The organism is Labilibaculum euxinicum, from assembly GCF_009795715.1.
GTDB classification, from domain to species: Bacteria; Bacteroidota; Bacteroidia; order Bacteroidales; family Marinifilaceae; genus Labilibaculum; species Labilibaculum euxinus.
The window spans coordinates 70,409-86,414 of record NZ_WTCR01000002.1 but is presented as its reverse complement, the minus strand read 5'-3'; the positions used below and the strand labels follow the sequence as shown (position 1 = coordinate 86,414).

Annotated in this window: 11 protein-coding genes; all 11 read right to left on the bottom strand. The window is 35.5% G+C overall.

All coding sequences use genetic code 11. From position 1 onward, the window contains the following. Nucleotides 1-188: 188 nt before the first annotated feature. Nucleotides 189-3,149 carry a two-component regulator propeller domain-containing protein gene (locus tag GQR60_RS02410; protein ID WP_124991399.1) on the bottom strand — a complete coding sequence of 987 codons (2,961 nt, stop codon included), beginning with the start codon at nucleotides 3,147-3,149 and terminating at the stop codon, nucleotides 189-191. A 238-nt stretch (nucleotides 3,150-3,387) separates the two neighbouring features. After that, entirely contained in the window at nucleotides 3,388-4,749 is a 1,362-nt protein-coding gene (locus GQR60_RS02405; protein WP_124991398.1) for an MFS transporter, read from the bottom strand. 79 nt (nucleotides 4,750-4,828) lie between these two features. Continuing rightward, nucleotides 4,829-5,029, bottom strand: a complete 201-nt coding sequence (locus GQR60_RS02400; RefSeq protein WP_124991397.1) for a hypothetical protein — start codon at nucleotides 5,027-5,029, stop codon at nucleotides 4,829-4,831. Further along, nucleotides 5,013-5,975: a hypothetical protein gene (locus GQR60_RS02395; RefSeq protein WP_225441314.1), complete on the bottom strand. Its 963-nt coding sequence runs from the start codon at nucleotides 5,973-5,975 to the stop codon at nucleotides 5,013-5,015. The genes GQR60_RS02400 and GQR60_RS02395 overlap by 17 nt, the downstream gene beginning before the upstream one ends. A 224-nt stretch (nucleotides 5,976-6,199) precedes the next feature. Next, on the bottom strand, nucleotides 6,200-6,307 hold the full coding sequence (locus tag GQR60_RS20325; RefSeq protein WP_394367638.1) for a hypothetical protein: 108 nt from the start codon (nucleotides 6,305-6,307) through the stop codon (nucleotides 6,200-6,202). Between the two features lie 160 nt (nucleotides 6,308-6,467). Beyond that, nucleotides 6,468-7,757, bottom strand: coding sequence for a glycoside hydrolase family 5 protein (locus GQR60_RS02390; RefSeq protein WP_124991395.1), 1,290 nt, complete (start codon nucleotides 7,755-7,757; stop codon nucleotides 6,468-6,470). A 113-nt stretch (nucleotides 7,758-7,870) separates the two neighbouring features. Beyond that, entirely contained in the window at nucleotides 7,871-9,355 is a 1,485-nt protein-coding gene (locus GQR60_RS02385) for an MFS transporter (RefSeq protein ID WP_124991394.1), read from the bottom strand. 45 nt (nucleotides 9,356-9,400) lie between these two features. Next, entirely contained in the window at nucleotides 9,401-10,474 is a 1,074-nt protein-coding gene (locus tag GQR60_RS02380; RefSeq protein WP_124991393.1) for a glycosyl hydrolase family 17 protein, read from the bottom strand. 26 nt (nucleotides 10,475-10,500) lie between these two features. Then, nucleotides 10,501-11,454 carry a glycoside hydrolase family 17 protein gene (locus GQR60_RS02375; RefSeq protein ID WP_225441313.1) on the bottom strand — a complete coding sequence of 318 codons (954 nt, stop codon included), beginning with the start codon at nucleotides 11,452-11,454 and terminating at the stop codon, nucleotides 10,501-10,503. Between the two features lie 23 nt (nucleotides 11,455-11,477). Continuing rightward, the gene (locus tag GQR60_RS02370; protein ID WP_124991392.1) at nucleotides 11,478-12,368 is read right to left on the bottom strand and encodes a glycoside hydrolase family 17 protein; all 891 of its coding nucleotides are present in this window, start codon (nucleotides 12,366-12,368) and stop codon (nucleotides 11,478-11,480) included. Nucleotides 12,369-12,450: 82 nt separating this feature from the next. After that, the gene (locus GQR60_RS02365; protein WP_191991581.1) at nucleotides 12,451-15,912 is read right to left on the bottom strand and encodes a hypothetical protein; all 3,462 of its coding nucleotides are present in this window, start codon (nucleotides 15,910-15,912) and stop codon (nucleotides 12,451-12,453) included. Nucleotides 15,913-16,006 lie beyond the last annotated feature (94 nt).

Here is a 16,006-nt window from a genome sequence, read left to right as displayed (position 1 = left end):
TTCAAAACAAATATATATGCGCACAATAGGGTAACATGAGTTTGATACCTCTCAAATACTCCTCAAACGTTTACAGACACTACTCAAAACTACTCTGACAGTTGTAAATATCTTATAAACTGATTCTTATAAAAACAATAAATTGCATTAATTTGATGACAAAAATGGAGATAAACCAAACGAAAAACTTATAAATCCATTAAATATCTCTGTAATGACTCATTGGAATCGAGTTCTAATTTTTTTCGAAGGCGATAGCGGTCGTTTTCGATTGCTCGTGTCGTCTTATGCATAAATTCGGCAATCTCTTTTGAAGAAAGATTCATTCTTACATACGAAGCAACCTTTACCTCAGACAAAGTTAAATCCGGATATTCATTGCGTAACTTACTTATAAATTCATTGTACATTTTATCCAACCGAGGCTCAAGGTATTTCCACTCCTTATCATCGTTGATTTCGTTATCAATCTCATCAATTACAATCTGCAAGCCACTTTTTACTGCAGGCATTGCTTTGGCCGCAAGACCAAGCATCCGATTTTTATAATTGATCAGTACCCTGTTTCTATTTACCGTGTAAAAGGTCAGTTTTTCCAATTCCGATTCAATATTTTCCTTTTCAAGTTCTGTTATTCTTTTTTCCTTTAAAGCCTGTTCCTGCAGGAATTTTATTTTTAAAAGACGCAATCGATAATTATAAGCTGCCACTGCTACACCAACTATTAAGCCAACAACTAAGAAAATAAACCATTTGGTTTTCCAGAAAGGAGGAAGAACATGAATGCTAAGCTCTGCTATATTATCCCCCCACTTTTTATCATTATTTGAAGCTTGAACTTTAAATGTATAATTTCCATTTTTTAAATTTGAATAAGATACAAAACGATGTTCGGAATCGGAATCGTACCAGTTTTCATCAAACCCTTCCAATTTATATTTGTACTGACACTTTTTAGGATGTGTATAATTCAAGGCCGCAAATTCAATTGAGAAGACCTTATCGGAATAAGTTAACTCAATCTCTTTGGTGTGTGTGATATCATTTTGCAATTTAACCAGCTGATTAATTGAATCACCCGGTAAAACTTCCTGGTTCTGGATTTTTAGTTTCGTAAAATAAACTTTTGGAATCGTAAGATTTAAGGACAATTCTGAAGGATTGAAAATGTCCAGCCCATTTTTAGATCCGGTTAAAAAAGTACCATCTTGTAATTTAATAAAAGCCTGAGCATTAAACTCATTCGATGATAAACCATCCGATTTATCAAAAGACATAAATTCCTTCGAATCCTTACTTAGCACAGCAATTCCATCATAGGTCGTCACCCAAATTCCACCGGCTGCATCTTCCTGTATACCAAGAATAATCATAGATGGCAAACCATTTTTTAATGTGTATTGAATGCCTTCCTTCTCTTTTTTATTGTATTTAAACAGGCCATTCCCTTCTGTTCCAATCCAAATATTTCCCCACTTATCTTGAAATAAATCTTTAATTACACCTTCGGTAGTAATATTTGAATTTGTACTAATTCTCAATACATTATTAGCTTGCTTGTCGTAAACATATATTCCGTTGCCTTCGGTACCAAACCATATATCTCCATCGGAATCTTCCATAACAGACATCACATTGGAATGATCAATTTTAATCAATTCTCTGGAAGATGGTCCTATATTTTTGAATGTCTCTGTATCTGAATTAAAAAGATCAACACCATTTCCCAAAAGTCCCAGCCAATTTTTCCCCTGACTATCCACCAGAATGGTCCAAACATTTTCGGAGTGTAAACTTAAATTGTTTTGAGAATTCTGATGAAAATGCTTAAAAGATTTCGTTTTATAATCATATATATTTAAGCCCGCGTTGTAAGTACCTATCAGTATATTGCCATTTACATCCTCTGCCAAACTAGTGATAACATTACCCGATATACTGGTTTCATCTGAAATCTTAGAATAAAAATGAGTTAATTTATTTTCTTTGCTGATAACATGTAAACCTGATCCATCTGTACCTATCCAAACATTTCCTTTACTATCCTGTAAAATGCCAAGCACCGATTTGCCTTTAAAAAAGGAACAAATATTATCAGGCAAAAGTTTGTTTGCAAATTTCTTCGCCAGAGGATCATAATATGCTACACCTTTATCGTATGTTCCTACCCAAATTCTGTTGGCATTGTCCTTATATAATGTATATACCTGATTACTTGGCAAACTATTAACATTTTCATCATCAAAATTCACATAATCAAATGTTTCATTTCGGGTATCCAATATGTTAATTCCTCCCCCATCTGAAGCAATCCAGATTTTACCATCCGAATTTACAATCATATCTCCAGTCAGAACTTCAGAACTCAGACCATTTTTTTTAAAATAAAATTTTGATTTTTTCGATTTCCGGTTGTATTTGCATAAACCGTGCTTGTCAGCAGATATCCATAAATTACCTTCTCTGTCCTCAAGAAGACGCTTTCGATAATTCCCTGAATTTAATTCTAAATTGTTGTAGGATATCGAAAAAAACTTACCGGTTTTTCTATCCAGACGCTGAATATCCTTTTCAAAAGTTGCAATAAATAACTGTCCATCGTGAGTCTCCAAAATATCACTTACTACGTAAGAGTTTATACTTTGAGGCTCACCGTTAGGATGATATACTTTAAATGAATCCGTGCTTTTATCAAATAAAGCAAGACCACTGTTGCTGCCTATGACAACTGTCCCATCTTTTAAAACTTTTATTCGATAAATCTGATTGCCTATACCATTCCTGATGCCGTATTTTTTGAATTGATTTGTTTTTGGATTGAATCTATTAACTCCATTTTGATAGGTTCCCACCCAAATAAATCCATCTTTATCTTCAGCAACAGATAATATCCTGTTTCCGGAAATAGAATTGGTATCTTGTGTGTTTCGATATACTTTCACTTCGTAACCGTCGAAACGACAAAAGCCATCCCGAGTACCAAACCACATAAATCCAGAAGCACTTTGCAAAATGCATTCAACATTGTTATGAGGAAGTCCTTGTTCCTTTGTGATCCTATTAAAACTGTATTGGGCAAAGGAAAATTTAAGGCATAAAATTAACAACGCGCTTAAAAAAAGCTTTTTGTTCTTTAAAGTTTTTATCATCGGTAGGTGCTATGAATTCTCAAATATACAATAATTCACATATTTTAAAAACAGACTAAATATCAATTACTTTCAATATATTCTATTTTAGAAATAGGTAGAATAAAATTCACAACAAGCATCTTAATATTTAGATCTGTAATGTGTTGACATTTAAAAGATCACCCCTTTTTCGAGATGATCTTTACCAAAATGAATGAAGATAATACTTCTATTTCCTTCATAAACCAAAAACAATTTAAGTAGTAGCCTCTGCCAATCTCCTTTGATCCAGATCCGTTTTTATAACAACACAAGTTTCGTGATCGATGGTATAGAAGTACAGGAGAATTGCACATGACATGTATAAGATTCCGGGAATTACCGATATCATGAGTTTTATTCCTGTTATGGCAGTTGCTGTTTGCTCAATATTGGGTGTGAATTTGAATATGGCAAGCAACCATCCTGCCAAAGCTCCACCAATTCCCCATCCTGCTTTTTGGGCAAATGTAGCTGCAGAAAAGACCAAGCCGGTTGAACGTCGTCCGGTTTTCCATTCCGAATAATCAGCTGTATCGGCAAGCATAGTCCAAAGCAAAGGCACGGCAGGAGCATAAGCCATTTTTGCAAGGATATTAAATGCATAAATCATTGTCAAATTATTGGCAGCAGGCAGATACAAGCAGATGAAGAAAAATCCGGAAAGCAATGAACTAGCCAAAAACACATTACGCTTACCGAATTTTTTTGCCAATGGTTTTGAAAATGGAATAGCAACAATCAGTGCTACTGTACCAATCACATTAAACAACTGAACATTTTCTTCCTTGCCTATATAGTATTTAAAATAGTATGCAATGGACAAATTCTGCATTGCAAACATGATGAACGAAATAATCCCAACAAAAAACAGAATCATCCAAGGTTTGTTCTTAAACAAATTTCTAAAATCCTCCTTTAAGTTTTCTTTCTGCTCTTTAGGCGGTTGTACTCGCTCTTTTGTCGTTTTAAAAGTAATCATGAATAAAATAAAACTGATAATGGAAAACAGAATTAACGTGTACTGATATCCTTTTGCATTATCGCCTCCCCCAAAATACAGAGCCAATGAAAGGGCGGTACCTGAAACAATAAATTGCCCGACGAATGCAAAAATAAACCGATACGAATTGAGCCCCGCTCTTTCGTAAGAATCCGAAGTAATTACCGCTCCCAATGATGAATAAGGAAGATTTATAGCTGTAAATACACTCATTAATAAAATATAAGTAACCCCAGCATAAATCACTTTACCCGTTGGTCCGAGATCAGGAGTGGTAAAAGTTAAAACGGCAAGAACACTATATGGCAAAGCCATCCATAAAATGTAAGGCCTGAACTTACCCCAACGTGTATTTGTTCTGTCAGCAATAATTCCCATAATAGGATCACTTATCATGTCCCAAAAACGGGCAATCAGCATAATAGTTCCTGCGGCCGCTGCGGAGATTCCAAAGGTATCGGTATAGAAAATCAGAATCCAGAAACCTACCATATCCCAAACAAAATGAGAGGCTGTATCGCCTAAACTATATCCTACTTTTTCCTTTATCGATAATTTTGAGTCTGTTGTATTCATTGTGATATAATTGTGTAATTTATTGACTCTACATCAAGCCTTTTTTAAAATTAATCTAATGGTTTCTCTATTTATATTATTATCCTAAAGCCGGATGGGCTCTTACTTTTCTCCTTAGATGAGAAAAGTAAGCAAAAGAATCAAGCCTCTCGGAAGCTGTTCGGCTTTTCATGGCAACAGACAACCCAAATCGCGCCCGATCGGCAGTCCCTGCTCTAATTATTTCAACTAAAATTATTTTCTTCAATTCACAATACTCATTATTAATTGTCAATCTCATAGATATCGTATTTTCTGCTCCACTCAATTTCCTGATCTGGTTTTAGGTTTATATCAAAGAATAGTTCTGGACTAATAACATGTTTCCAACCCCAGAGGTTGATCTTGTCTGTTTTAAAACTTCCTGTTTCGCTGACACCAATTTTACTTTTGGTATTGATTAATTCCCAGTGAGCATCCACATTCTTGCTTCCTGAAAGGTTGCTGAAAAAGAATTGTTCATTTGGCATATTTTTAAACGTAATTTCGTTTTGTCCAAGCTCCACTTTCTCTTCAGGATTTACTGTTGCACCTAATAATTCCGGTTTGATATCAAATGGGAATTTTAAGATGTAATTACTTCCCATTAATTCTTTATTGATGGCTAAAAAATTGTGGCAGTATTCATTCGTAGAAATGATTTTTCCGCCTGTGTTATGTAAGTAATACCGAATAACAAAACTGCTTTCCAATAATTCGATTTCCTTTTTCAGCACATATGAATATCCATTAACATTCGGAGAGATACATTCAATGAGTAATTTATTTGTATCAGTAATAATTTTAAAATCGGCAGGTTCAGTTTCATAAGCCTTGCTGAAACTGTATTCAGCCCCCTCTTTTTTTAATGCTCCTACACCTATTTTTGGAAAATATTCTCCCTCTTTTATTTCATCAAAGCCGACAGGCATTTCAATGCCAAATTCATTGTAAAAACCTTTGCCATAAATATTTTCAACATCCCCTTCTATTTTTTCTTGAGTACAAACAGGAATTCCTTTAAATTTTACCGAAGTAATTTTACTTGTCCAATCGAATCTTGAAAACTGATAATTTTCCGATGGCAAATCGATGTGAATTTCCAGATTCTTATTTTTTAGGATGTATGCCATACTGTTATCTTTTTTAGGCTGACCAATAGTTAGTAAGGGTAAAATTGTCAGTAAAAACAATGCTGTTTTTTTCATTCTTATGGATATTGGATTGGACTATTTCGAAACCGGTAAGTTTGTATATTTTTCTTTTACAACAGAGAAAGCTTTTTTCTTGTTCCTGTCAATATCTACTATTTTCGTCGCAAACAAGGATTCTACTCCTATCAAATATTGTAATTGCGACGATTGCAATTGACTTTCATACCCAGGGCGATGCCCCGGGCTATTATATTTAAGGCTTTCAGCCTTATTGATTTTTACCTAACAATAATTGTTTGCAGAGCTTGCGCATTGATCTGTATGTTAACAGAACGATCGCCTAAGGAGATCTTCATATTTTTTGCTTCCTCTTTCATATTCAAAATTACAACAGCGATTATTTTGCTTTGTATTACATCCCATCATAATAAGTAGGAATAAAAAGGATAAGTAATATTTAAAATTTTCCATTTGTTGCTTTTATTGTGTTACTCTAGAGTCAAATTCATCGTAAATTAAATTGTCCCTCCCGCATAATTCGGAGTGTTATTTATAAGAAATATTTTTATCAAAAAATCCTAATGCCTTGCAATAACCCTCATTCGGATAACAATTTTCAAACCTGCTATTTTCTACAAACTGCTTTAATACAGCCACAATTTCTTCTCGTTTTATTCCACCAATACTATCTCTCAGAGCCCTTATATTACGAAATGAGCTTCTATCGCTTTCGGCGTATGTTATAAAATTGTCATAACCAATAGGTTCATTAAAGTTCATTGGACCACGTGTATTATCCATTTTCTTGTATGGCCAAAAGGTCCAATGAATATCATTCTTATCTAACAGCTCTCTAAAATCTTTAACCCAGGCATCCTCATTCTCACCACTTTCACCCATCAATAATGGCACTTTATATTTATCTCTGAAGTCTACATATTGCTGTATTTCCTTTTGTTCAGGTGGCATCCAGTACTTATGAAATGTATAAGCTAATTGATCATCAAACGGTTCAGAAAACACAGAGAAATCTGTCTCCCAAACAGCTCCTCCTAAAAATACAATATGATTACTATCGACCTCTCTTATTGCTTTGGTAATCTTTTTATACAGTGGCTCTAAATATGGTTTTAAATTATCATCATCAAAATATTGAGGGATGGGCTCGTTCAAAAGGTTATACCCTATAACAGCAGTATTATTTGCATACCTCTTTGCAATTTCCTGCCAAATATCAGCGACCTTTTGTTTCATTCCTTCATCCACCATTAACCAAGGATAGCCATCACTGTTGTCTATATTATCACCTGTTTGACCTCCTGGAGCTGCATGCATATCCAGCAATACATAAATATTGTATTTCTCACACCAACTAATGGCTTTGTCCAAATATTTATAACCATGCATATCTCTTCCCAAAAAATCATCATGAGTCAGTAAGCGATAATCGAATGGTAAACGGATAATATTTACTCCAGCTTCTGATAACCATTTTATATCGGCCTCAGTGATATAAGTCTCCAAAAAAGAGTCCCAAAAAGCCGTAGCAGCACTATCCCCGATCAATTCGCGTATGCTTTGGTCTATTTGGCGTGGAGAGTTACAATCTTTCAATTTGAACATATAGCCCTCTGGTAATAACCAATTTCCCAAATTCACCCCTTTTAGGTGCAATAGATCACCTTTCGCCGAGTAAATATTTTCACCATCCACATAAACGAATTTTTTTTCTGCTTTCTGACAAGATGTAAACAGCAATACTAAAATGAAGAATATCCAGATTTTCGACATCATATTTATTGATTTAGCATCGTGTACAATATTCATATTTTTCATATCAAAATGTGTAAATCTCCTTGTTTTTGAGAACCTTATTTATTTGATGAAATAGATAGAATTAAATTCACCTTAAATGAATTGTCATTCACAACTATTCAACTAAGCTTATTTTATATTTTATCAGGTATAATTTCGCCTGTAACATTACTGATCACATCACCTTCATGTTTTACCTTACCTCGACGTGCGATTAAAGCTTCTCTTATTTCATGAGATCTCGTTTCTGTAATATCATATTTCCATATCAATACAATTGCAAGAAATGCTGTAGTAATTGGAATCAGGATATCTGCTAACCTGAGGTTTGTAATGGTCTCTGCAGACTGAACATCAACACTTTCATCGAAGCCAATATAGTGCAAAACAACACCACTGGTAAGCATGGCAATAGCTGTTCCCAGTTTCACCATCCACCAGTAAATAGCTCCGAATGTAGCTTCTCTACGTTCTCCATTATTCAGTTCATCCAAATCGCAAACATCAGCAGTCATCGACATCATTAAAGTAAACAAGCCACCTATCCCGAATGACAAAAACGGAATTGGCATGAACATCAACCAAGGGTATTCAGGATTAAATCCCCACCATTTTAATGCATATCCCACCACTGAAAGAAGAGTGGCTATGATAAAAGCATTCTTTTTTCCAAAGTTCTCCGAAAGTTTGGTAACAATAGGAATTACAAGAAATGCAGTCGCCATTGCACTTATGGTGCCAAACCATGCCGGCCAACCTCCTGCTGCCACTTTATCTCCCTGAAAAAGATAATAGACAATAATAAAAAAGGCAAATTGAGCAATAGTCTGAAAGCCATTAAAAATGAGAAAGGTAGACCCGCAAAGCTTCATGAATGGCTTGTTTTGAATGGTTAACTTTATCCCTTTTATAAATTCTTTTGTGTTGGCAGCCAATTCTTTTGCCGACAAATTTTTCATCTTATCCTGATCGGGAACGATCATTTCATTGTTAAAAAGGGCTGGAAGAATCCCCAGAACCATGCACAAACCACCTACCCAAATGGAAAGAATTCGTGCCCCTTCAGGCGCGGAATCGAAAATCGATGGATTGTATATAATCACCCAAAACCAAGGGGCTATCATCCATGCAATTTGTCCCATAAACTGAGATACGGCCATCAATCTGGTTCTTTCATTGTAATCGGGAGTCATTTCATAACCCAAACCAATTAAAGGTGTCGCAAAAATGGTGTAACCGATATAAAAAAATATGGATATCACTAAAAAGTAAAAGAAATTGTAAATCTCAGAATTTTCAGGATTCAATTGCCACATAATCATAAATGTGACTCCTGAAATAACGCTCCCTATTAAAATATAAGGTTTTCTTCGTCCCCATTTCGATTTTGTATTGTCTGAAATAAATCCCATAATAGGATCAGTTAATGCATCCAAAAGTCTGGGTAATGCACCTAATAATCCGGCAAGGATAGGATCCATTCCCAAAGACATAACCAGTACGACCATAAACACACCCAGAGCAGCAGGAAATAACTGATTTGCCAGATGTCCTGATCCAAATGCCAGTTTTTGTCCAAATGGGACAATGTCTTCCTTTGCTGTTTTATAATGTGTCATGTTTTTATAGATTATGTGATGTGAGATTCTAGATATGAGAAATAATTATTGCATTACTTTTTTTTGTTTTCTATCAACAGTGAATAACCCCCAGTGCTTTTCTGCTCCTAAAGGATTTGCTGTTTCTCCTTTCCAATCTTCATCGAAAGCTTCAAAAAAGAAGCTTGTAATGTTCATGTCTGCAGACCATTTCATCAGGTCGTTATAATATTGTTTTTGCTTTTCTTCGCTGGCTCTTTCTCCAAATTCTGAGGCTACTGTTGCCCATCCTGCTTCTGTTATTACTATTTTGCTATCAGGAAGTGCATTTCTAACTTTTTGCACATTCTCGATGGTGTAAGACATTGCTTCGGCAATATCTTTGCCTTCCCAAACAGGATATACATGAATTGATATAAAATCAACAGCTTTAGATAGTTTTTCACCCTTTGCAGCCCACCATTCGTAATTATCGGCAACAGTAACAGGTTGTTGAATGGCTTTCTGAACTTTCTGCACATAAGAGATGATCGAATCTGTATCTACTTTGTGATCGTTCCACTCAACCAAAGCTTCGTTGCCAACATTAACCGCTATAACAGTTTCGGGATATTGAGTGGCCAAACGAATTCCTTCTTTTATTTCCTTCTGGTTTGCAATATAGTTTTGCTCTAAAATTGCTGCTGGAATCGGTTCAGTTAACCATCCACAAGTTTCATGAGCACTCAATTCAGCTTTCAACCAAATTCCCAACATTACTTTAATGTCTAGCTTATTTTCTTCGATAATTCTCAATACGGCTTCCGAATTTTCACCAGAATCGTATAACCGAATTAAATTAAAAAGAGAATCATGAGAGATAATCTGAAGATCTTCGAGAATCTGTTCATCCGTTGGATTAACGGCTCCTTCGCCTCTATCGGGATGTTGGCCTGTTCTAAATCCAGAATAGCAAACCGCTTTCGAAACTCCGTTCAATAAGTCCTTAGTAGTTTGCTTGATTTCTATCTTAGTTGTCTTGGTTAAATCTGATTCTTTTTGGGACACTTTCTTTTCATTTTTACAGGATATCAAAAGCATTGAAATCACCAAAGTGATCATCATGCCTGTGCTCCTGCTATTTCTTACTGAGTTTTTCATAGTTCTTTAGGTTTCGGGATTTCATACTATTTTGAATCAGCAAATAATTTTGCCATCACCTTTTTTGGTTTTCGGTCGACCGTAAAAAGGCCCCAATGTTTTTCCGGTTCCAATGGTTCTTGCGAACCTTTCCAAGGTTCATCAAAAGCTTCAAATACAAAAGTGAGTACGTCATCTTCCTCGCTCCAATTCACCAAATCGTTGTAATAAATTTCCTGCAAATCCTGACTTACATTTCCTATAGAAATGCCTCTACCGTTTGAATTGGTTGCCCAACCGGCTTCAGTTATTACAACTGGCTTGTTAGGATACTTATCGGCAACACTGTAGTAATTTTGCTTGGTGTATTCCATTGCCTCATGAATATTTTTATATTCCCACACCGGATAAGTGTGAATGGATATGAAGTCAATTTCCTCAACCAAACCTTTCAATTTATCCAGCCATGGCACATAATTTTCACAAAATGTAACGGGCTGTTTTGCTCCTTTTTTAATCATTCGAACATAGCGAATCACATTTTCTAACGGCACATAATGATCAGTCCAGTGAACTAATGCTTCATTTCCTGCTGATAATGAAAAAATAATTTCAGGATATTGATTGGCCAATTGAATCAGCTTTTGAATCTGATTCAGGTTTCTTTCCTTATTTTCATTCAATTCTTCTTCCGAATAGGTACCTCCCCAAGGGCATCCAAAATTGTTCATTTCAGCACCTATGTAGGCGCCTAACATTACTTTAAAATCGAGCTTTTCTTTTTGAATCACCTCCAACACAATATCCGTTTGCTTATCGCAGTCGTATAACCGAAGATATTTCCAATGATTATTCAATATTAAAAGATCTTCTTTAATCTGCTCATAAGTTGGATAAATCCCTGATTCAGGGCTTTGTCCTTCTCTGAAACCCGAATAACAAATTGCTTTTCCGGGTGCTATAGTAAGTGGTTTGTTTCGATTCATTCTGTAGTGGTTCATGCAGTTTCAATTCAAGGAATCAACTATTTCGAAAATTTTAAGTTCTCATCCTTATCCCAAATTCCCCAATAAGCTCCAACATCACCTTCGTCAGAGGTTTTCCAAGCTTCATCGAAGGATGAAAAATAGAAAATGTCGATATTCTCTTCCTTAGACCACAATTGTGTATTTATAAAATATTTAAGAGCATTTGCTTTGGAAGGTTTTGCTCCATGAAATTTTTCACCAACATTTGGCCAGCCGGTTTCAGTGATAATTACTTTTTTACCATTTCCTGCTTTTAATGCACGATTGTACATGTCTTTCATATACAGATATGAATAATCGAGGCTGCATCCTTCCCAAAATGGATAACAATTGGCCAATATCACATCGCAAGCGGTAGTTATTCTAGGACGATTGCCGAATTCATAATAAGCATCAACATACCCGACAGGAATTCCCGGAAGTGCTTTTTTCACCCTATAGATGTAATCCAACAATTCATCTTCGCTTAAATCCTCGCGATACAGCACCTCGTTTCCAACTGCAACAATATCGGCATGACCGGCTTTAGTTACTTCAATAAGACCCGCAATTTCATTTTCGTTAATGCTTTTGTATTTCCCCAACCAAGCACCTACTAAAGTTTTCATCCCATTTTCTTTGGCAATTTTAGGAATGAGTTCATTACCTTCTGTACAAGAAAATGATCTTACCCATTTGGTATGTGGCTTGATGATGTCAATTCTTCTTCTAATTTGCTCCTCACTCAACAATGTTCCAGGCTCCTGCCCTTCTTCATAAGGACTAAAACACAATCCGTGCATTCCAGAATTCAACAATTTATTATAGAGAGAAACTAATTCATCTTCCGTTTTACCGGAAAGATCCATTCCGGCAAGAGACATTAAATATTCACTTCTTACTGACATCTGTTTAAGCTTTTAAGATTAGAGTTTAAGTTAATCTGTACAATCACAATCTTGTTTGTGATTGTACAGATTGTATCAAATATTATTTTTTACCGATTAAAAAATCGATTCTCTCCACTTCTCCACTTCGATTAAAAATCAAAGCACTTGTCTCCCCATCTATTGTATTGTTTGGAATCACTTTCGTTTCTCCATTTTTTAATGTAATTGTAATTTGATTTTTATCTGCTAAAGAATAGATTACAGGAACCTTACAGAAAGTAAAGGCTAACTGACCGCGATGGATGGCAATTTGTTTCTCCTGTCCATTCACATCGTAATAAACAAACAGCTCATCATGATTCAATATCTCTTGATCGTTAAACAAAGATGTCCCAAATACTATTTCGCCATTATTCACATGGATGCCCAGCTCAGCAATTCTTGATATAAAATCTTCTTTTACCTGACCGGTCATGCCTGGTTGTTGAGCACCGGCATGAGAAGGTGTATGAGAATAAGCATCCGTTGGGAAAGCTCCATATAACTTTGGTGATTTATACAATCCAATGCCTGCTTTAATTTCGAAATAATGATCCTTTATTTTACCGATCACCACTGGATCTGCTTCCTGTTCGATGGCGTTAAAATAGCTTTCCTGTGCAGCAAGCAGGAGTTTTGAAACCATGTGCCAATAGATACTACCCAAACCTTCAAATCCATAAAAAGTACCCGAGCGACCAGTAAATGACTGATGATCGAACATCTCTTCGAAAATATCAAGCACCTTCTTTTTTTCCTCTTTAACAAGCTGTCCGTATTTATTTGTATTCAGATTATTGATCGCATTTTCCAAAACCTGGGCATTCCTAAATGTGCCATCAAAATGATAACCGCCTAATTTATCTACATTCAGAATTGAAGAATCCTGATCAGCAAGCAGCTGAGATAATAATTTAGATTCTTTCACCTGATTGGCAGGAATGTTATTCTTTTCTATAAACAGAGGTAACTGTCTGTTTGGATAAAGAAAATAACTGTATTGATCTTCCCGAAACAATGCACTTGCTTTTAAGGCATCGAGTATATCGAGACTTTCTTTAGAGTTTAAATAACCAGAGCTTAAAACAGCAACCTGTCCTTCGAGCATTTGGTATAAATAGCGAACCGAAACACTTTTATCGGTAAATGAAATCAGATTGTAAGCATGATACAAACCATCTTCACGTTTGTTTACTTTAATGGATTGATCCATGTAAACCAAAGCCAAATTGGTGAAATCTAACAATTCACTCACTTTCACAGTTTTTTTCAATCCTGAGAAAGAATTGGCATAAATTCCATTTCGGTAGCTAGTTCCGGCTTCTCCCAATACATCCGCAAAACGGCGTCTGTCTTCATCCGAAAATCCTCTTTCCAATAGAGATGCATTTTCAGAAAACAAATTAAAAATGCTATCCAATAACGTTTTCACTTCTTCGGAAATTTGAACTTCATTTATTTCTAAGCCCTCAAATTTTACAGACCAAAACTTCAGGAATCTTCTTAGGTAACACAAAGTAACCATCGAAACACCATTCCCCACTAAGGCATTGTTAGCGTCGTTCCACTCTGGACGCTGTGTGTTTAACCAGATACCCGCTTCAGGAATAAAATTGCTCAATTTGGCCAATAGTGTTACCAAAATCTTTTCGGTAAGATTCACCTGATACAATTGATCGCCTCCATTTGTTAGCATGCGGGCATCAGCTCCAATCAGTGCTACCCTGCTTCGAATCTGATCATTTAAAGCAAAATCGAACTCTATGGTATCCTGTGGATTTTTTACAATATCCTGGTAAGATTTAATTCGATACGGAACATTTGCATACACAAAATTCTCTTTCGAAAGCATCTCATCTAACTTTTGCGGATGATATTCATTGGATAACTCCAGAAATTTCTGAAGATAAATAATCTGATGATCTCCCCAGTAGCCAATATAAGCCCATGGATCATTCGGATCCGGACATTCCCAATCAATTCCCTCTCTTGTTATTCTGTATGGATTGTAACCATCAGGAGTAGATGCATTTACAAATTTACCAATCATACCCTCAATGAATTCAGGATACGACAAACCTAGTGCTTCCCAGTTTTGAAAGATATCACGCCAGTTTCCCTGATAATTCAATTTTGGTGAGCCATCGTCATTTTTTGTTTCGATAGAAAACTGGTTCCATGGCCGACTTGGATCACCATGCCTTCTGCTGAATGTTAACGGAAGATATTCATAACAGATTCGAATCAAATCAGAATTACCAGTCTTTTCAGCCTGTTGATTCAATTCTGTATAGGTGATTTTTGATGGCAATTGATCAATCCACGATTTAAATTCCTTAGCAACCAATTTATTGGTTTGCTGAACGAATAGCTTAAAATCATCTGATCCAACAAGGTAATTATCAGTAAAAATACCTCCCCGCATTACATTAAAAAGCGTATTTGAAAAGTGACGAGCATAAGCCAAATCATCATTACTCATTTGCAAACCATCCGCGTCTGCAACAATTTGAATTAATTTTTTTGTGCCTAAATCAATATCATTTGCTACTGATTCAAAGATGTTCTTTTCAATATTGATAAAATGATTTAGATTGGCAACATCAGCACTGTTCTGATTTACTTCTGCAACAATTATCCACTCCCGCGAATCTTTTGCCGCCAATTCCAATTCTGCATTTAAAATATAGGCTCCTTTTGTTGCCCTAACATCAAATTCAGCTTCAACCTGAAGTCCTTCCTTAAACCGATCACATTGTTTGCTTGACAAAAGAATTTTCCTTTTGTCATTTAATCCATGCGACCATACAGTAGTTGCATTTAACGATTCACTTGGTTCAGCTCTGTCAACAGGAATTGAACTCAGCATATATAGTCCAAGACCACTTTCCACAAGCAATTCACTTTTCTTATAAGCATCTAATAAATTGCTGTATTCATTCTGAAAATCGTAATCCAAACCACAAGGAAGAATATTTTCAATACCATCAAGTATCTCAAATTTTACTGCTTCATCACTTATATTACTGACAATCGATTTTTTTACCCAGCCAAATTTTTCACTGTTGCTCCAGCCGTATTGGAAACTCATTCCCAAATCGAAATTTACCTCTTCAAAAATGACTTTGTTGCCATAAATACTCTTATACAAATTCCGTTCAATCTTGTATATATGTCGCAGACCATCAGAGAAAGGTTTCCATAGAAAGGCTTTCTCATCCTTTTCAACCAATACAATTGTTTTACTCCCTGTTTTATCTCTGTAATCGTGAATTTTATCAACGGTATAATAAGGGAACAATGCGCTATTCCTGTCTTTTCTTCCTGCCGACAAAGAACCATTGCTCGATATGAACATCCAGTGATCCGAATCACTAACTATACTCATAAAGAAGTCTGACATTTGATCAGAATTGCTGATCTTGTAAAACTTTTCATTATGTAGTTCTACGAATTCCCCCTCAACGTCAGCCTTACTGCAATTCAAACTCGTGTCTCCCAAATAAATGTTATTCTTCTTCATTCCAATTTTAATTGATTCTACTTCAATTACTTTTTATAGTAAAAACTTCTGATTCTTATATTTATAAGTCACAATCAAATTCTTCCGATTGTAA